This is a genomic window from Streptomyces sp. NBC_00370 (genome assembly GCF_036084755.1).
In the GTDB taxonomy this organism is placed as follows: Bacteria; Actinomycetota; Actinomycetes; order Streptomycetales; family Streptomycetaceae; genus Streptomyces.
The window spans coordinates 8,349,978-8,367,053 of record NZ_CP107968.1 but is presented as its reverse complement, the minus strand read 5'-3'; the positions used below and the strand labels follow the sequence as shown (position 1 = coordinate 8,367,053).

The window sequence follows — 17,076 nt, the reverse complement described above, 5'->3', positions numbered from 1 at the left end:
CCCCGCGGTGTGCGCCACTAGCGCAGAGAGGTTCACGGACGCCACGCCGCGCAACGCCCTGGCATCCAACCCGCCACGCGTCGGGCGGCGATGTCTATGAGGTGGCCAGGTAGGACCAACCCTCATCGGCGTAGGTATCGGCAGTGTCACCGCAGCGGCGGGCATCAGGGGCGGCCGGGACTGCACGCTGCCCGCAAGCCAGGCCACCGGATGTCAGGGGTCATCTCCCGGCCCTGACGGGATCCGCCGACGGCGAAGATGATCGAAAAGCCGTTCGAGTTGGCCAGCCGGCGAGGGCCGCGGTTCCTCTAGTCATAAGTGACCACCAGTGAGGTGCCCGCGCAGATACCGCCGCTTCCGGCCGGTACGTCTGCATCAGGGCTCCATCATGCGCGGCATATGGATCGACAGAAGCGAGGGTCGGCTCCGAACCACGACAGAGGCGGGCGTTTCGTCCCCTCTGGACTGATGAACAGATCGCGACCATAATGAAGCGACTCTTTCGAAAGGATCCTTTCACATGCCTGGAAGTCCGCCTCCCCGCAGGCGTCTCAGCGATTCGCGGCAGCTGCGCGCGTTGGCGCACCCCTTGCGGCTGGCCGTGCTGCAGTACCTCATGGCGGTCGGACCACGGACGGCCAGTGAGTGTGCGGCAGAGGTCGGGTCCACGGCCTCCAACGTCAGCTGGCACCTGCGCCATCTCGCCGAGTACGGCTTGGTCGAGCCGGCCGAGGCGACCGACCAGCGCGAGCGCCCCTGGCGGGCGGCGCAGGTCGGCCTGGACTTCGGCGCGATCAGCGTCGACCCGGTCGTCATGGCCGAGCAGGACGCGCTGATCGCCGGCGGCCTCGCGGAGGAGGCCCGGCTGACCCAGCGTTTCCTCGATCACCGGGAAACCCTCGACCCCCGATGGCTCACCGCCGCACGACTGGACAGCCTGGTCCTGCGGGCCACTCCGGAGGAGATGGGGGAGCTGGCCGAGCAGATCGTCTCGATCTTGCGGCCCTTCCTGGCGCCGGTACGGCAGGATCCGCCGCCGGACGCGGAGCTGGGTTACGTGGGACTGCGATTCCTGCCGCGCCTCGACTCGACGGGGCAAACCGGGTGACCGTGAAGGGAGCGCGCGCATCCCACCCTCTGCGCGAAGCCCCTTTCGCCCGCCTGTGGGTGTCCGGCCTGCTGACCGAGATCGGCAAGTGGGTCCTGCAATTGGCGCTCCCCCTCTACGTACTGGCCCTGACCCACTCCCCCCTGGTCACCTCGGTCGTGGCGATGCTCGGCCTGCTGCCGAGCTTCGTCGTCGCTCCTCTGGCGGGCACCCTCGTCGACCGCTTCGAACAGCGCCGCTTCCTGGTCGCTGTCGGTATGGGCCAGGCGGCGATGCTGACCCCCCTTCTGTGGGTCCGGGACGCGGGCGACCTGTGGATGATCTACCTCGTCGCCGGGTCGGAGGCGATACTCACCGTGGCCTTCGAATCGGTGAAGAACGTGGCACTGTCCACCTTCGTCGACCCGGAGCAACTGGTCGGCGCCAACGCCGCGATCAGTCTCAACGCCTCGCTCGGCAGGCTCGTCGGCAGCCCGCTGGGCGGACTGCTCCTGAGCTGGGCGGGACTTCACACGGTTCTGGCCTTCGCCGCGGCGTCGTTCCTCATCGCCTCCGCACTCGCATGGACGATCCCACGCAGGGCGACAGCGCGACCGACGGCCGCGGAGAACACCGGGTTCTGGGCAGGACTGGGAGAGACACTCCGCACGATCAGGTACGTCCCGACCCTGCGCGGCACGTTCATCTGCGTGGCGCTGCTGTCGGTCGCCCAGGGGATGTTCGTCGTCCTCTTCCTGCTCTTCGTCACCGACCTGCTCGGCGGCGGAGACGCCCAGGCGGGCCTGCTGCGAGGCGTGCAGGCCGTGGGCGGCTTCCTGGGGACCGTGACAGTGGGCCTGCTGACCAGGAAACTGGCGGCTCCGCGACTGCTGACCGTCGGCGTGCTGACCTTCGCCGCCGTCAGCGCGGTGACCTGGAACCTGTCCCTGACCTCCCTGGGATTCGCGGTGTACGCCGTACTGTTCGCCGCCGCCGGCGTCCCCGCCGTGTGGCTGGCAGCCGCATGGCTCTCGCTCGTCCAGCAGTCGTCGCCGCTCCCCCTGCGAGGACGCGTGATGGCCTGCGTCCTCGGCCTCTCCGACGGCCTCCAGGCCCTCGGCATGCTCGCCGCCGGTCTGCTGACCGGAGTCATGGGCACCCTGAGCGCGCTCAACGTGCAGGCCGCGTTGCTCCTTGCCGCCGGACTGCTCACCTTCCGCACGCTGCCCCGCCGCCTCGCTCCCGCCAAGGCACCGGAGCCGGCGTCGGCGTCGATCGGCGTTCCAGGCATCGGACCGGCTGGACGCCAGGCATCCTGATTTCCCGGCCCCACGATGAATGATCCTGTCCCAGCACACACGCCGGGGGCCGAACTCCGCTGAAGAGTGCGGAACTTCGTCCTCAACCTGCTGTCGGACCTGGGGCGTGTATCGGAAGTGGGTCTTGGGGTGGCTCGATATCTAGGCAGACATGCCTGTCTCGCAAGATCGGCAGCGGTCGATGGGCAGGTACTGGTAGTAGTCGGCCATGCCAGGAGACGTGTGGGCCCCCGTGATTTCGATGGTCGGAGTGGCTGTAGGTGGTGCGTTGACGTATCTGACCCAGCGCACGACGCAGCGGACAGCTGACCGAGCTGAAGAACGAAGGCGGGCTGCGGTAAGTGCGGAAGAGCGGCGTGCCGAACAGATCAGGACCGTGCTGGAGTTCATTCGGTGCGCGCTGGAAGCCGAGGGCGTGGCGCACGCGCGGCCGCATCGGTGGGGGGTCGGTGATGACTGGTATGTGACGGCGAGGCCGGCGATGGACGGTCTTCGAATAGCCGAGAAGAGCATCGAGTTGCTGTGTGCCCCTGGCCTTCACTCACCGACGACCGCCTACGCCCGCGCCCTTAATCAAGCGGTCTGGCAGGAGCGCGACGAGGGGGGCCTGGCCGAGCGCCTGGAGCCGTTCAAGGCGGAGTTTCTCGCCGTGGCACGCCGCAGCCTGACCTGACGCCGAAGCGCCGAGCCTTGTAGCCCTCCGGGTCGAACTGCGGCGGGCCCGGCCCCACGGCCCGTACTCCTTGGGCATGTCACGCCACGGAATGCCGCACGGACCCGGAAGCGTATGCCGTCGATCAACTGCCGTCGGGTCCGCGTAGGTGGGCACCCTGCCAAATGAACAAGATTCGCTGCCATAAGGACGCGTGGTGCGTCCTTATGACTGCGCGCAGTGATGGCGCGGCGGCGGCGCTCATCCGCTTCCTTCGCGGGTGCGGCCGGGAGCCTGTCCGGTGTTGCAAGCTCGGGGGCGTACGGGTATGTCGACTGGACCCACGTCTACTACGTGGAAGCCTGTAAATGAGCCTTTGATCTTGCATGAGGGGCCCGGCACTTTACTGTCGTCTAGAGGCCGAAGGCGCCACCCTCGATGAGGATGAGCAGGCCGATACCGATCAGGACCAGGGGCAGCAGGATGTGGCCCCGCCGGCTGAGTACCTGGGCGATGACGGGGCGGGTGGCGAAGAACCGGCCTGCGAAGCACCACACGGCCACCAGGATCAGGAAGACGATCACATACACGCTCATGCCGCCGACGCCGGCCGTGGCGAAGACAGGGACGTAGACGCCGATGTTGTCGCCGCCGTTGGCGAAGGTCACCGCGGCGACTTCCACCGCCTTCGGTCCGCCCCCGGTGGGCCCCTGTTCGTCGTCCTCGTCGTGACGGTGCTTCCACGCTTGCCAGGCCGCCTTCAAGCCGAGAGCGAGGGGCAGCAGACCGAGGTAGGGGATGGCCGGCCCGGGAAGGAAGGTGGCACCGAAAGCCGCGGCGACAGCGACGGCGAGGATGGCGGCGAAGCCGAGGTACTGGCCGATGACGATCCGGCGGTCGGAGCCGTGGTCTCCGGCGCCCTGGGCAAAGAACACGGACAGGACCAGGATGTCGTCGATGTTGGTGACGGCGAACAGGCCGACGGCCTGCCCGACAATACCCAGGTTCACGGGACAGTTGACCTCTCGTTCGACTGCCCGGCGACACTACCGGCCAGGGGCGGACTCCATGATGCCGAGCCCGGTCTCCGCCCCGGGGACTGGGGGCCGACGCCGAGAAGGCCGGGAGCAGCAGGCAGCCCGGGGGCAGCCGCAGTCGCTGCCGAGTGGTCGGCGCGGGAGACGGGAGGTCTTGACGGGGTGTGCCGAGGCGACGCCGTACAGGGCGGTCTCTCACCGACGCCGGAGAGGCGTGGCAGCGTGTGCGAATCGCCGGACACGAGACCTGGTCGAGGACACGGTGCTGGTTGCGGCAAACCCGGTCCAGCCTCGCTCTACCGCACAAGCCGCAGGCCGCAGGCCGGAATGTGACGGAGCCCGGGAGCATGTCCAGCTCCCGGGCTCCAGCTTGCCACCCATTTGCGCACACCGGCGGCGTTTAAGAACCGCGGGTCATATTGAGATCGACGTGTTCTGCCTTTGAACTACAGCGCCACGAGAGAGGCGCCGGGGGGACTTGAACCCCCATCCGTCGATGTTCGCCCACGCTCGGTCGATCCGGTGTTCGGCGGCGAATACTGAGACTGGAGCGAGAATCTGAGTTTGACGGGGCCGCCTCTGCCAGGCTTGGGCCACCCCCGCACGTGGTGCGGGGAGAGGGATTCGAACCCCCAACTGACACCCCTTCATCAGCTTCAACATCAGTTTCAGCTTGCGCTCATCGCGCACCCTCCGCTCGCGACGGAGGGCGTATGTGGGGGCTACCGGAAGAGGTAGCCGAACACCGCGTCGCCGACCCGCTGGTCGGTGACCTCGGTGCTGTTCGCCTCCTCGCGGGCGAACTTGACGGACTGCTGGAGCTTCTCGACCCGGTCGAGGAGCTCGTTGACCCGCCGGGCAGGCAGCGCGCCGGAGAACTTCACCGTGGTCCAGTAACCGACCGGGACGTCCTCGTAGTACACCTCGACCTGCGCCGGGTGCTTCTCCGTGGCCTCGGCCTTCACGTGGTTGCGCGGAACCTTCTTCGTGCGGATGGTCCGCACCGGGTCCGTCTTCCACGAGTCCGTCGAGGGGTCCAGGTTCCACGACTCGGAGGCGTCGAGCACCGGCAGCTTGCGCACGAAGGTGTGCAGGTCGGTGAGCTGCTTCTCCAGGAACAACAGGTACGGGACGGGCACTTGGGGCAACAGCACCGTACCGTCGACCACCACGTCCGCGACCGCGGACCGGTTCGCCCAGTCCTTCGTCGCGGTCACGTCGAAGAGCCGCGTCAGTGTCCCGGCGGTCGCCCGCAGAGCGTCCTCGGCCTTGATCTGCACCCGCGTGGACTCGGGCGGCAGCTGCTCGCCCTCCTCGTCCTTGGGCTGGTAGGTCCGGGAGATGCCGGCCAGCAGGGCGGGCTTCTGCACGTCCTGGTGAGCCTGGGTGAGCTCTTGGAGGGCCTTGGACTTGACGCCCTTTTCGACTGCGATGATCTGATTCAGCTTCGGCACGCGGTGAACTTAACAACCCCGCCCCGCAAGCACATCCGATTAAACGCCAGCCCCATCCCCTCCGGCGCATCGCGAGGCGGAGAGCCACCCTTCCTGCCGACCGCGCCTCGGTGGTGCGACAACACGTCGAGGCGCCGTGCCGACCGTCTCGACACGGTGAACCTTCCCGGTCACAGCGCTAGCGGCCAGAGCGGCCAGTCGTACGCTCTCACCCGCCCCACCGCCGGGCGGCGGGCGGCGGGCTGTGCAAGCGCTGCGCCGCCCGCCTCTTGTCATTCCCACGCACCCGGCGGCGAGTTCGTCTTCGGCGACCGCATGCCCCAGAGAACCGAGCAGGTCGTGACGATCACGGACACCCGGCTGTACGAGAAGGCGACCGTACGGGCGTGGGCCCGTCTGCCCCCGCGGCTGACCCGCAGGGCCGCAGGGCCGCAGGGCCGCAGGGCTCGACTGCCACGGGCCGCTGACCGTCATCGAGGGCGGCGCCATTCGCCTGGTCCTGGAGCGGCTGCCCAGCGGAGAGGCGCACAAGCCGGTCCGGCTGTGGTGGTCAGGCACCGGCGCCACCGGAACGGACATTGACCGCTGCCGACAGCCGTACCAGCGCCGGCCCCGCCATGAGGCCGGGACCACACCCGGCGAACCAGCTGACGGTTGGCTTACGTGAAATATGCGCTGTGACGTGCCGGATCACTCCGGATGGTCCAGCGCTTCCTTCTGCAGTTGCACCGCCGCCAGCAGGCTCAGTTTCGGCTCCGCCTGGCGCAGCGCCTTCACCGCCGCGACCGAGGCGATGTCGCCGGTGAAGCCGACGGCTCCCAGCTGAGAGCGGACCCAGCGGGCGCGCAGCTGGCTTTCGGTGGCTGCGGCGGTGGACTCCACGAGTGCGGCGGCGCGTTCCAGCCCTGGACGCTCCTCGGGCGATGCCTCGGCCAACGCCTGACGCAGGGCTGTCGCGACCACGTCCGCGTTCCGGATGACCGGCACGACGTTGTGCTTTCTGCTGAGTCCCGAGATGGCTGCCATGTGGATCAGCGTGACGGCCATGCTTTTCGTATGGCAAGGGACTTGAGGTTTTCCAGAGGCTCAGCCCGAGCCATACCTCGCGCTCGACAACTGGGATCAGAGCGTTGAACGGCACTGGACCAGAGTCCGCACCGCCAGCAGCAACCGCCCGTCTCGCGGGCTGCGCCGAGAGGTCCCCCAACTTCCCTTGCGAAAAAGGCCGCCTCTCAGCGCGAGCACCGCGATCCGGGCGCTGTGCACTGCTCTTCAACGGGCTGGTGAGCAGCGGGAAGGCCGACACACCACACTCGCTCGCCTTTTGCATCGGCGCCGGCCCGATGGTCGCCGCCGACCTGGTCGAGGCCGCGATCGGTGGTCAAGGCCGAACGGCGCTTTGGCCAGGATGCCGCCCGTGTTTCCGGCGGCGTGGTCACCGTTGGCGAATCACTGATAGACGTGGCTGATCGGGGTGTGCCGCCTACACCTTGGTCGCCCGGTCGTAGACGGCTACCGCCCGCTCCAGGAACGCCACCACCGTGGCCTGCTCCTGGGCTGTCATGGAATCGGTGATCTCTCCGATGCCCACGACGAGGGGTTCGACGTGCTCGAAAGCGGCTTCCTCCCAGTGTTCCGCCGGTGTGACGAGCACCTTGCGCCGGTCTTTGGGATGCGGCTGACGGCTCACGTGCCCACCGTCCACCAGGCGGTCGATCACCAGCGTCATCGCCGCCGTCGACGTGCTGAGTGCGCGTGCCAGTTCGCTCGGCGTCGCTGGTCCTTCGCTGACGAGTTGGTCCATTACCGCCAGCCCGGCCGGATCGACGCGCAGCTGCCGGCCCAAGTAGCGCTCGAACCGCTGCTGGCGACGGGTCAGATTGCGCAGCCGGTCGCGGATGGAACTTTCCGCCGGGGCCACGGGACGGGGATCGGTGGGCTGGTTGGCAGGCATGACGTGGAAGCTGCTTCCTGGTCGCTAAGGCGTTGGACACCAATAATGCGTGAGATCTGCAGGCTGCAGGAGGGCTGGGCCAAGGTGTCGGCGGGCGGCACGAGGAAGCGCTTCAGTGCCTCGGCCACGCGGGGTCGGGCGACGGCCCGCAGGACCAGGTGGAGGGCGCGAATACCCGCCCGGGTTCGCGGCGCGGCGCGGCGACGCTGAGGGCAAGGCTGGCGCCCATCCCGCTCAGGGGTGCCGAGCAGCACCACGCGTCGCCGAGCACGGCGACACGGCCCTGGGACCGACGAGGCATGCGGACCTGGCTGACGCGGTCTAGGTAGAAGTCCGACGTGGCGTCCATGGCCGCCAGGACGCGGGCCGTATCCCAGTCGGCATCGCCGCCGGAGCGCCCGAAGGCGAGGTCACGGGTGCGGGAGCGGGCACCGTCGGCGGCGACGGGATCGAAGACCCGTTCGGGACCACCGCGGCAGGTGACACCGCCGTACTCGCGGCTCTGCGACAACGCGGTGAACTCGTAGCCGAACAGGTGCTCGGTGCAGGGCCGGGGCTTCTCGTACAGGAGGCAGGAAAAGGCGGCACGGCCGGCAAAGAACACAGCCTCCGCGTGGTCGGCCCGGTCGACGAACCGGGCGGACCTCGCGGGTGGCGTGAGCCCGCGGCGTCCGCCCCCGTTTCATCTTTCGGACCACGGCATGACTCGGCCACCGCGGCCGCGATGCCTTGGCGGTGCAGCCAGTACGCCAGGGTGGGGCCCGCGATGTGCGCTCCCGCGATGCACAAGCGGCCCCTGTCCGGGGATCACTTGGTGACGTCCTGCTTCGCACCGGAGCCGACAGAACTGCTCTCGGAGTCCTCGGAGGCAGTGGGGGTGATGCCGTGCTGCTCCTCCTCGGGCCGGCCCTTCTTGGGCAGCAGGAAGGTGATGGCCAGGAACGCCGCAAGCAGACACGCCTGGACGATCAACGCGTGGTGGAAGCCGGTCGCGAAGTCACCGGTCTTGGCCTGCGCGAAGAACACCGAGCCGAAGATCGCCACGCCGATGGAGCCGCCGATGGCCTGCACCGCGGACAGCACGCCGGAGGCCGAGCCAATCTCCTCGTCGTCGACCGCGGCGAGGATGAAGCTGAACAGGGCAGCGATCACCATGCCCGCTCCGATACCGGCCACCACCACACCCGGAGCGATGTCCCAGATAGAGAAGGAATCAGTGCTCAGACCGTTGAGCTCGAACCAAAGCAGCGCCGCACCGGCGAGCTGGATCAGCGGCCCGATCTGGAGGACCATACGGCCGATCTTGTCAGCGAGGACCGCGCCGCTGACCGCACCGCCGATCGCCGTGCCCACCGCGAGCGGCAGGTTGCCAAGACCCGCGTCCCCGGCGCTGAAGTGCTGGCCGATCTGCAGGAACAGGGTCAGTACGAGCTGCGTGCCGATCAGCCCGCCGAAGAACAGGGCGATCCCGCCGAGCCCCACGGTGAAGGCGGGCTTGCGGAGCAGGCCCGTGGTCACCAACGGCTCCCGCCCTGCTGCGGCACTACGGCGCTGGTGCAGCGCGAACAGGCCGAAACCGATGACCGAGGCAGCCATGCACAGCCAGGTCCACAGCGGCCAGCCGTCCTCCTGCCCCTGGTTCAGCGGCAGCACCAGGAGCGCACACGAGGCCACCACCAGGCTCGCGCCGATCATGTCGACCCGCACGGTGCGGTCGCCCTGCTTCCTCGGCACGAACTTCGTCGCGATGACCAGGGCCGCAAGCCCGATAGGCAGGTTGACCAGGAACACCGACCGCCAGCCGAGGCCGAAGAAGTCGCCCTCGCTGAGGAAGCCGCCCAGGACCGGGCCGATGATGCCGCCGAGGCCGAGCACAGGGCCGAAGATCGCGAAGACCTTGGTGAGCTCGGGACCGGAGAAGTTCTCGCGCAACAGGCCCAGACCCTGCGGGAGCAGCATCGCGCCTGCGGTGCCCTGAAGCAGCCGGAAGGCAATCAGCAACTCGATGTTCGGCGACAGCGCGCACAGCAACGAGCTGAGTGTGAAGCCCGCAAGACCGATCAGGAACATACGGCGCCGCCCGTAGCGGTCACCGAGCCGGCCGCCCAGCACCAGCCCGGCCCCCAGCGTGAGGGCATAACCGCCGATCACCCACTGCAGACCGACGGAACTGGCTCCGAGGGACTCCTCCAGCGAAGGGCCTGCGACGTTGACGATCGACGCGTCCAGAAGATCCATGACCTCCGCGACGAGCATCACCACCAGGATCAGCCATCGCCACCGGTACGGCTCTGTGGTCGGGTCGGCACCCATCTTACCTCAGATCACTGATTACCAATATTCTTAGCAATATCGAGAGTAGCCAGCGCCTCACAGATGTCAACCGCGAGTTGTCGATCTTCTCGGCGCCCGTTCGCCAGCCTCTGTCCGCTCCGCCGGCGGCGCCCAGCCGCACCCGGAACCACGTGGCTGCACCCTGAGCACGGAAAGAACGAAGACCTCGTCGCCCGCCGGTGACCGTTGAACAGGCCCCCGTAACGGAGCCCCAGAACACTCCGCGTTCATGGCGGAGCCGCCGAACGGGGCGTCCCCCATCACCGTGACTGCCTTCGTGCTCTGGAGTCGGCTACGCAGCCTCCGTGATCTACTGCCGGCATGCCGTTGCTGCTCCTGGATCTCGACAACACCCTGGTCGACCGTGATGCTGCTTTCCGTACCGCCGTCGCCGACTTCCTTGCCCAACACGGCCTGCCGGAGACGGACGTTGCGTGGGTGATGACATGTGAAGCCAGCGGTTACACCCCACGGCACGAAGTCGCCGCAGCCCTGACCCACCGATACGGCGACACGGTGTCAACAGCCGCTATCCATGCCCTTCTCGCCAACGGTGGTGCCGACCATGTCGTTCTGTCGCACTCCTCCCTTGAGGCATTGAGCAAAGCACGGGCACAGAGTTGGACCTGTGTGATCGTCACCAACGGCCCCTCTCTTCAGCAGGAAGCGAAGATCCGTAACGCCGGGCTCGACCAACTCGTACAGAGCTGGGTGATCTCCGAGACCATCGGCTGCAAGAAGCCAGAACCGGGAATCTTCGAGGCGGCAGCAGCGGCCGTCAGCATGCCCCTGCCCAGCGCCTGGGTCATCGGCGACTCACCGCATGGCGACATCGCCGGCGCCGACAGGCTCGGACTTCGAAACGTGTGGGTCGCGCACGGCCTGCCCTGGTCACAAAACTCCTACCAGCCCACCCACATCGCGGACGATGTCGCCTCGGCGATCGGTTACGCCACGCGGAATCCGTAGTAGGCGCCCCTACTTTCCCAAACCCCGCAGGCGGAGCTCCCCGAGGCCCCGACCCGCGTGCACACGGACGGCTGATAGAAGAACTGCCGCGACCATGGGCGCTGACCTAGTCGCCGTCCGCCTGATCCGGGCGCACCCGTCCCCGCCTGCTCGACCACAGAGATCGCCCACACGTCGTGGGAGTCGATGCCTGTTTGCTGCAGTGGCGCACTCAAGCGCTCCACCACGCGGTCGGCCAAGGCCACTTCGGAGAGCTGATGATCAACCTCGCTCCAGCGGGCCACGGTGGCGCAAAGCAGGTCCGCGACCAGGACAACCGCGCAGCGTAACCCGACCTGGATCCCTACCTGGATCATGGATCATGGCGAGGGCCCACGATCCGGCAGATCGGCGACCAGGGTCGCACTCTTCAGCACCAACTCCGTCGCCTGCCATCTCGGACGGCCTGAGAACCGCGGCCTCATCAGCCGCGACTGGCTTTCGAATGGGTCTCCAAGAACCCCTAACGGAATGACGGTTCGGGTCCGGTCAGGCGTCGATCTCCCAGTGGAGGGCGCCGGCTTGGGCGGGTGCTTCCAACACCTCCAGGAGGGCCGCTGGGTCAGTGCCGGGTGGCAGGTCTGCTGAGAGGTAGGTGCCCTGAAGCCACTCGTGTGGCAGAAGGGCTTCGACGAGTTTGCCGTGCAGGAGTTCGTGAAGGTGATCCCGGTCCCGGTGTTCCGCTGCGAGGGCGACGCGCAAGATGCGGTGGCCGGACTTCTGCACCACCGCAGCCACCTGATGGTTGCTGTCGATGGTCACCACGTCGAGGTAGCAGATTCCATAGGTGAAGAAGGGCAAACAGGTCACCTCGAACCTGTTTTCGGTAAGCTGGCGGGTCCACAACTGCTCGCGCCAGCCGTCCTGCCGGTCCGAAAGATCAGCATGAATCGTGTAGTTGGCGGAGCCCCGGCCGATGGGGTCCTCGTGCGTGATGATGGTGATGGAGTGCCTCCCGGAGCCGGATCGCGACCTTAAAATCCTGCGACAACGCCCTCTGCTGGAACACGGCGGGGCACGTTCAGTCGCCGCCAGCGGATGAGCGCGCATCCCGGAGCCGTGTTCGGTGCGGCGTCGGGCGGTCAAGGTTTCACTCCGAAGTTCCAGACGAGGCGTCGATACTTATCGTGGTCGTACGGCGGTTAACGAGCACGACCTCCGGGCGGCGCCGGGGCCGACCGAGCTTGCCCCGTACCGGTAGCACCGCCTCAAGCAATGGAATGAGCTGGGTGACGTCGCTGCGATTGCCACCGGTCATGGTGAACGCGAGCCGGATGCCGGTGGCATCAGTGATCAAGTGGTGCTTGCATCCCGTCCTGCCCCGGTCAACAAGGCTACGTCTCGTCTTGGCCTCCCTTTAGCGCTCGAATGTGAGAGCCGTCGACGGCTGCCCGGGAGAAGTCCACGATGTTCGCGCTGCGAAGCCTGGCGAGGAGATTCTCGTGAAGCTCGGGCCACACACCGGCCTCGGCCCACTCCGCCAGCCGGCGTCAGCACGTCATACAGAACCGAAGCCGAGCTTCTGCGGCGGGTGTTCCCGAACTATGCCGGTATACAGCACGGACAGGACGCTCTGGAACACCAGCCGGTCCGGATGCCGCTTCCGCCCGGCATGCCGCGCCCAACGATCCACCTCCGGCAGCAACGGCTGGATCATCGCCCACAGGTCGTCATCGACACCCCCGGCTTCGTCTGAGCCACCCCCAGCCCCGGATCAACAGTCCCTGAGCGATCCAACCGCCTCAAGGATAATTTCGTCAGGAGTTCTTACACTTCAGGCGCCTGGCACGGCATCACCCTCTACTGCGCGCCCTGCTGGCCATCGCACTCATCAGCGCCGTGACTCTGCGCCGGCTACGCCGACCAAGATCGCCCGGACCGTGACCCGCCACCGTCGCATCCGCCGACAGGAGCAGGGCAGCATGATCCGGCGCTACATCAGCTGGCGGAACAAGCACGCTGCCAACGAACGTCTACGCAAGGTAGTCGCAGAGCGAACGCTGCCTGACGCGGCACTAGCTAGCGCATCTGACGGGGCGTCAGGTCGCCGTCGAGCGCCGTCAGGATGATCTCCCGGAGCCGCAGCCACGACGCCTGGTCGGCATCCGGGTCCTGTCGCAAGTGGACCGCTTCCCAATAGTCGACGATGTGCACGGCCAAACACCACAGCGAACGGGACATCGTCACGGTTATGAGCGTGTCGTCGGGTGGCCAGTTGCCCCACCCCGGCGCGCCCTGTGCTCCGCCGGCAACCTGGTGCCAGCCGGTCTCCCGTATGGCCGTTGCACTCTCAATGAGGTCGTCGCGATAATCGTCGACCGCCGCGCTCACCTCGTTGTCGGCGCAGCCATCGATGCAGTGCCACTGCATCATCGTCATCTGTACGCGGATACCCGGGTCGGGAGCGTCAGCGGTCATGACCGGCATCGTAGCCAGCCGGCTGCGAGCTGTCCTTTGACGGCGAAGTTAGTCGGGTGCGGCTCGCTGACCTGCGGCGACTGGATTCGATGTCAACGAGTTGTCGGACACAGGGCTGATGACGAAACCCGCCGGACGGGGAACGGCCACAGAGGCCGGGCTGGGGCTGCCTTCAATTCGAAGGGCGAGTGCCGGTATACGTGATACCTTTTACGCGTTCGTGTTGATCCAGGTTGAGGACGAAGGGGAGGTGGGGCTGATGACCGCGCTCAAGGCCACTGCGATGCGCAGCGCCCGGACCGCCCTCACGTCCCGGGCGACGGTCTGACCCCGTCACCTCTGCCCCGCTGAGAGCGTGAGCTCGCGAGGCATTCCCGGCACGAATCTCACCATGAAACGGATTCATCCCGTCATGCGTACCCACAACAAGTGGATCACCCGCGCCGAGACCGGCGCTGACATCCCCACCATCCACGCAATCAACCTCGCTGCGTTCGAGACCTCCATGGAGGCCGACCTCGTCGACGCTCTGCGCGTCGACACCTCCTGGATCGACGGCCTCTCCCATGTCTCCACCGATGAGGGCGGCACCCTCATCGGCCACGCTCTGCTGACTCGCTGCCACATCGGCGACACCCCGGCCCTGTGCCTGGCCCCCGTCGCCGTACGGCCCGAGTACCAGAAGAGTGGCGCCGGCTCGGCAGTCATCCGTGCCGCCCTCAGGGCTGCCAAGGAGATGGGCGAGTACCACGTCACCGTCCTCGGACACCCGACGTACTACCCGCGCTTCGGCTTCACCCGCGCCTCGACTCATGGCATTGGCCTGACTATCGACGTCCCGGACGAGGCCATGATGGCCCTCACCCTGGACGAGGGCCACCCGCTACCCAGCGGCACCGTCCGCTACGCAGCACCCTTCGGCATCTAACAGCACGACCCGTCGTGCGAGGGGGACTTCGGTCTCCCTCGCACGGCCCACACATTGAAGGACGCACGTCAGGGGGAGTCGAAACGGCTGGGTTCGCTGCCAAAGGACACGAGCATCCGAGGGGCGGTGACATGAGCACCGTGCACGCGCCGCCCCGCCGGGCTCCGCTCACCACACACCTGTCGGGGACTCACACGGCCGGCGGCAAGCAGCGGACCATGCGACCCGTGTCCGTGGTCAGCGTTCCCTCATGCACACGAGACTGTGGAACTGGCTGCTCGTGAGCGGGCGTGCCACTGTCCGCCCCCGATCGGTGTTTGCCGGTCGGGTGGGAAGTTGCCGGGGTGCTGCCTGGTCGCGTCCTTCACCCGCTGCGACCATCGAGATGATCAAACCGGGCCGTCGGCACGGGAGACGCGACAGGAAGGGCAAGGAGTTGAGTATTCGAGTGCTCTTGGCAGTTCCCTCGTCGATGATGCGCTACGGGCTACAGATCGCTCTGCGGACCGAGCCCGACATCAGGGTCGTCGGCGAGTCGTCCACCGGGGACGAGTCCATCCGTGCGGCCAAGGAGCTGTCCCCCGACATCGTCGTATGTGAACTTGAGTTCTCCGACATGGAAGGCCTCGACGTGGTGAGGGCGATCCATGCCGACGGTACGGAGCTCGGCACGCCTGGCGTCGTCATGGTCGTGCCGGAGGGCTGGCAGCATCCGCTCCAGGCGGTGAGCGCCGGGGTGAGCGGGCTGCTGGCGCGTGACAGTCATCCGGACGACTTCGCCCGGGCCATCCGTGTGCTGGCCAGTGGTAACGCCTTCCTCGCGCCGGAGGTGGCGCGCGAGGTCTTCGGCTGGATGCGCAGCCAGCGGTGCGCGGCCGGGCCTGGGCTGGTTCCCGGCCTCCTGACCCACCGTGAGCAGGAGATCCTCGCGCATCTGGCGGTGGGGATGTCGAACATCGAGATATCGAGAAAGCTCCACATCGTCGAGCCGACCGTGAAATACCACGTCTCTCAAATGCTGCGGAAACTCGGGCTTCGGGATCGTCTGCAGGCGGTGGTCTTCGCCTATCAGAACGACTTGCTCGCGCGCGGCCCGGCACTGAAATGCGAGGCATGATGCGTGTACGTGCAAGCGCCGATCCGTGGCGCCCGTGGACGGATGGCCCGCCCGGGGCGGGACTTCGGCGTGTCTACTGCCTGCCCTACGCGGGCGGCGCGGCCAGCGTGTACCGGCCGTGGATGGAGCAGTCGGCGGCATACGGCGTCGAGATCGTGCCGGTCGAGTTGCCGGGTCGTGGAACCCGCTGGACCGAGGAGCCCTTCGGGGTCATGGACCGGCTGGTCACCGCGCTGGCCGAGGAGTTGTTCGTCCGGGAGACAGAGCCGTTCGCGCTCTTCGGACACAGCATGGGTGCGCACATCGCCTTCGCCGTCGCCACGGCGCTCGAAGAGCTCCGTGCCAAGGGCGTTGGCGTCGGTGCGGGAGGGGTGTCGCATCTGTTCGTGTCCGCTTCCCGTGCCCCGGGGGTGCGCCCTCCGCGTCTTCTCCATCCCCTCCCGGACGGCGAACTCCTCGACGCGATGGCCGGCTTGGGCGGCACGCCGCCGGAAGTGCTGGGCAACTCCGAGCTCATGGCCTTCGCGCTGCCCATGATCCGTACCGACCTGACGCTCCTGGAGCGGTGGTTGCCTGAGCCGGGGCTGACGGTCTCATGCCCGGTCTCCGCGTTCGGCGGCGAGGACGACCTGTTGGCGGACCCTGAACTGATCGCCGGGTGGGAGTCGTTCACCAGCGGCTCCTTCGCTCGTCGAGTCTTCCCCGGCGACCACTTCTACCTCCGGGAACACACCGAGCCGGTCCTCGCGGAGATGGGTCGGCTGCTGTCCTCCTGAGGCCACGCTCGCCGTTCGTCCTCCGGCCCGACTCGTCGAGCCGGAGGACGAACTGGGCATGGTCTAGCGGAGGTCGAAGCTCAGCGTGCGATGCAGGGTCACCTCGCGTTCCAGTTCGGAGCAGGCGTCCAGGGCAGCGGCGAACCGGCCGAGGTAGCCGGGGTCGGCAGGGTCGAGCACGATGCCCAGCATCGTGCCGCTGTGGGCCGCGGTGACACCGAGGGCGCCGACCTCCAGCGCTATCCGCAGCACCGGCTCCAGCAGCCGCTTGGGGCAGCGGTCCTGGTTCAGCAGCGCACTGCGGGTGGCGAGCGCGCCGACGGCGGACAGGTCGCGGCGTGCCACGGCCTCGGCCATCCGTTCCAGCAGCCCCGCGTAGACCAGCTTCTGACGGCGGGTGAACGCCGGCAGGTGGCGGTTGAAGGCGACGGTGTCGATCTCGCCGCCCTCGTCGACCCCGATGATCACGGCCTCGGGGAGGCTGCCGAGCCGGGAGCGCAGCCGGACGGCGCGGTGGTCGAAGGCGACGATGCCCGGGTAGAGCACGCCGTCGGTCGGTTCGATCTCGGACAGCAGCCGCTCCAGCACGGGTTCGGGCAGCGTAACGGACAGGGCGTTGGCGACGGCGCGCGCAGTGGCCACCAGATCGGCCGAGGAGCTGGCGAACCCCTTTCCCTCAGGCAGGTCACCTTCGATGACGAGCTCACCGCCGGGGGCGGCGCCGAAGGTCTCCAGTACGGCGGCCGCCATCCGCTGTGCCTTGTGCTTGTGCGCCGGCCGCACTCGTACACCCGCTGCCGGGGCGTCCCAGGTGAACCGCGCGGCGGACCAGCGGGCGATCGGGAGCGTGACGAGGAAGTCGCCGTCGCCGCTGTTGCTGGGCAGCGCGCCTTGCAAGAGTTCGCCGAACGTCCCGTAACAGGTGCTCACGCCGACGGCCCGGCGGCGGCCCGGCAGGACCGCGGCTTCGGGGAAAAGGGTGCTGGGCATCG

At 67.7% G+C, this 17,076-nt stretch carries 17 protein-coding genes and 2 pseudogenes; 8 read left to right on the top strand and 11 right to left on the bottom strand.

What is annotated here, in order from left to right:
• The first annotated feature begins 520 nt into the window (after positions 1–520).
• From OHS57_RS36580 to OHS57_RS36570, 3 genes are all read left to right on the top strand, one after another.
• Positions 521–1,108: a helix-turn-helix domain-containing protein gene (locus tag OHS57_RS36580; protein WP_328584799.1), complete on the top strand. Its 588-nt coding sequence runs from the start codon at positions 521–523 to the stop codon at positions 1,106–1,108.
• Positions 1,105–2,406 carry an MFS transporter gene (locus OHS57_RS36575; RefSeq protein WP_328584798.1) on the top strand — a complete coding sequence of 434 codons (1,302 nt, stop codon included), beginning with the start codon at positions 1,105–1,107 and terminating at the stop codon, positions 2,404–2,406. Before OHS57_RS36580 ends, OHS57_RS36575 begins: the two co-directional genes overlap by 4 nt.
• Positions 2,407–2,674: 268 nt before the next feature.
• Positions 2,675–3,079 carry a hypothetical protein gene (locus tag OHS57_RS36570; protein WP_328584797.1) on the top strand — a complete coding sequence of 135 codons (405 nt, stop codon included), beginning with the start codon at positions 2,675–2,677 and terminating at the stop codon, positions 3,077–3,079.
• A gap of 392 nt (positions 3,080–3,471) precedes the next feature.
• Here OHS57_RS36570 and OHS57_RS36565 read toward each other — a convergent pair whose 3' ends face one another.
• The 6 genes from OHS57_RS36565 to OHS57_RS36540 all read right to left on the bottom strand — a co-directional run bounded on the left by OHS57_RS36565 (position 3,472) and on the right by OHS57_RS36540 (position 9,816).
• The gene (locus tag OHS57_RS36565) at positions 3,472–4,068 is read right to left on the bottom strand and encodes a cadmium resistance transporter (protein ID WP_328584796.1); all 597 of its coding nucleotides are present in this window, start codon (positions 4,066–4,068) and stop codon (positions 3,472–3,474) included.
• Between the two features lie 749 nt (positions 4,069–4,817).
• The gene (locus tag OHS57_RS36560) at positions 4,818–5,549 is read right to left on the bottom strand and encodes a DUF7873 family protein (protein WP_250966525.1); all 732 of its coding nucleotides are present in this window, start codon (positions 5,547–5,549) and stop codon (positions 4,818–4,820) included.
• A gap of 690 nt (positions 5,550–6,239) precedes the next feature.
• A complete protein-coding gene (locus OHS57_RS36555) occupies positions 6,240–6,596 on the bottom strand; it encodes a hypothetical protein (RefSeq protein ID WP_443043031.1) in 357 nt (118 codons plus the stop codon).
• A gap of 436 nt (positions 6,597–7,032) precedes the next feature.
• A complete protein-coding gene (locus tag OHS57_RS36550; RefSeq protein WP_328584795.1) occupies positions 7,033–7,503 on the bottom strand; it encodes a MarR family winged helix-turn-helix transcriptional regulator in 471 nt (156 codons plus the stop codon).
• Between the two features lie 112 nt (positions 7,504–7,615).
• Complete coding sequence (locus OHS57_RS36545; protein WP_328584794.1) at positions 7,616–8,107, bottom strand: FAD-dependent oxidoreductase; 492 nt, start codon at positions 8,105–8,107, stop codon at positions 7,616–7,618.
• A gap of 203 nt (positions 8,108–8,310) precedes the next feature.
• A complete protein-coding gene (locus tag OHS57_RS36540; RefSeq protein ID WP_328584793.1) occupies positions 8,311–9,816 on the bottom strand; it encodes an MFS transporter in 1,506 nt (501 codons plus the stop codon).
• Positions 9,817–10,158: 342 nt separating this feature from the next.
• On the opposite strand from OHS57_RS36540, the gene OHS57_RS36535 reads away from it, so the two are divergent.
• Positions 10,159–10,806 carry an HAD family hydrolase gene (locus tag OHS57_RS36535; RefSeq protein WP_328584792.1) on the top strand — a complete coding sequence of 216 codons (648 nt, stop codon included), beginning with the start codon at positions 10,159–10,161 and terminating at the stop codon, positions 10,804–10,806.
• A gap of 528 nt (positions 10,807–11,334) precedes the next feature.
• Here OHS57_RS36535 and OHS57_RS36530 read toward each other — a convergent pair.
• From OHS57_RS36530 to OHS57_RS37850, 3 genes and pseudogenes are all read right to left on the bottom strand, one after another.
• Positions 11,335–11,931: a DUF4265 domain-containing protein gene (locus tag OHS57_RS36530; RefSeq protein WP_443043030.1), complete on the bottom strand. Its 597-nt coding sequence runs from the start codon at positions 11,929–11,931 to the stop codon at positions 11,335–11,337.
• A gap of 4 nt (positions 11,932–11,935) precedes the next feature.
• Positions 11,936–12,160: pseudogene (locus tag OHS57_RS37855) on the bottom strand (hypothetical protein); the annotation flags it as partial.
• A 183-nt stretch (positions 12,161–12,343) separates the two neighbouring features.
• Positions 12,344–12,511, bottom strand: a complete 168-nt coding sequence (locus tag OHS57_RS37850) for a transposase (protein WP_443043125.1) — start codon at positions 12,509–12,511, stop codon at positions 12,344–12,346.
• A 241-nt stretch (positions 12,512–12,752) separates the two neighbouring features.
• Between OHS57_RS37850 and OHS57_RS37845 the strand changes: the two are divergent.
• A pseudogene (locus tag OHS57_RS37845) lies at positions 12,753–12,833 on the top strand (transposase); the annotation flags it as partial.
• 31 nt (positions 12,834–12,864) lie between these two features.
• On the opposite strand, the gene OHS57_RS36520 reads toward OHS57_RS37845, so the two are convergent.
• Positions 12,865–13,263, bottom strand: a complete 399-nt coding sequence (locus OHS57_RS36520) for a hypothetical protein (protein ID WP_328584791.1) — start codon at positions 13,261–13,263, stop codon at positions 12,865–12,867.
• A gap of 412 nt (positions 13,264–13,675) precedes the next feature.
• On the opposite strand from OHS57_RS36520, the gene OHS57_RS36515 reads away from it, so the two are divergent.
• From OHS57_RS36515 to OHS57_RS36505, 3 genes are all read left to right on the top strand, one after another.
• On the top strand, positions 13,676–14,191 hold the full coding sequence (locus tag OHS57_RS36515; protein WP_328584790.1) for a GNAT family N-acetyltransferase: 516 nt from the start codon (positions 13,676–13,678) through the stop codon (positions 14,189–14,191).
• Between the two features lie 250 nt (positions 14,192–14,441).
• Positions 14,442–15,308, top strand: a complete 867-nt coding sequence (locus tag OHS57_RS36510) for a response regulator transcription factor (RefSeq protein WP_328584789.1) — start codon at positions 14,442–14,444, stop codon at positions 15,306–15,308.
• A complete protein-coding gene (locus OHS57_RS36505) occupies positions 15,305–16,084 on the top strand; it encodes a thioesterase II family protein (protein WP_328584788.1) in 780 nt (259 codons plus the stop codon). The genes OHS57_RS36510 and OHS57_RS36505 overlap by 4 nt, the downstream gene beginning before the upstream one ends.
• A gap of 63 nt (positions 16,085–16,147) precedes the next feature.
• On the opposite strand, the gene OHS57_RS36500 is transcribed toward OHS57_RS36505, so the two are convergent.
• Complete coding sequence (locus OHS57_RS36500) at positions 16,148–17,074, bottom strand: GHMP family kinase ATP-binding protein (RefSeq protein ID WP_328584787.1); 927 nt, start codon at positions 17,072–17,074, stop codon at positions 16,148–16,150.
• Positions 17,075–17,076: the final 2 nt, after the last annotated feature.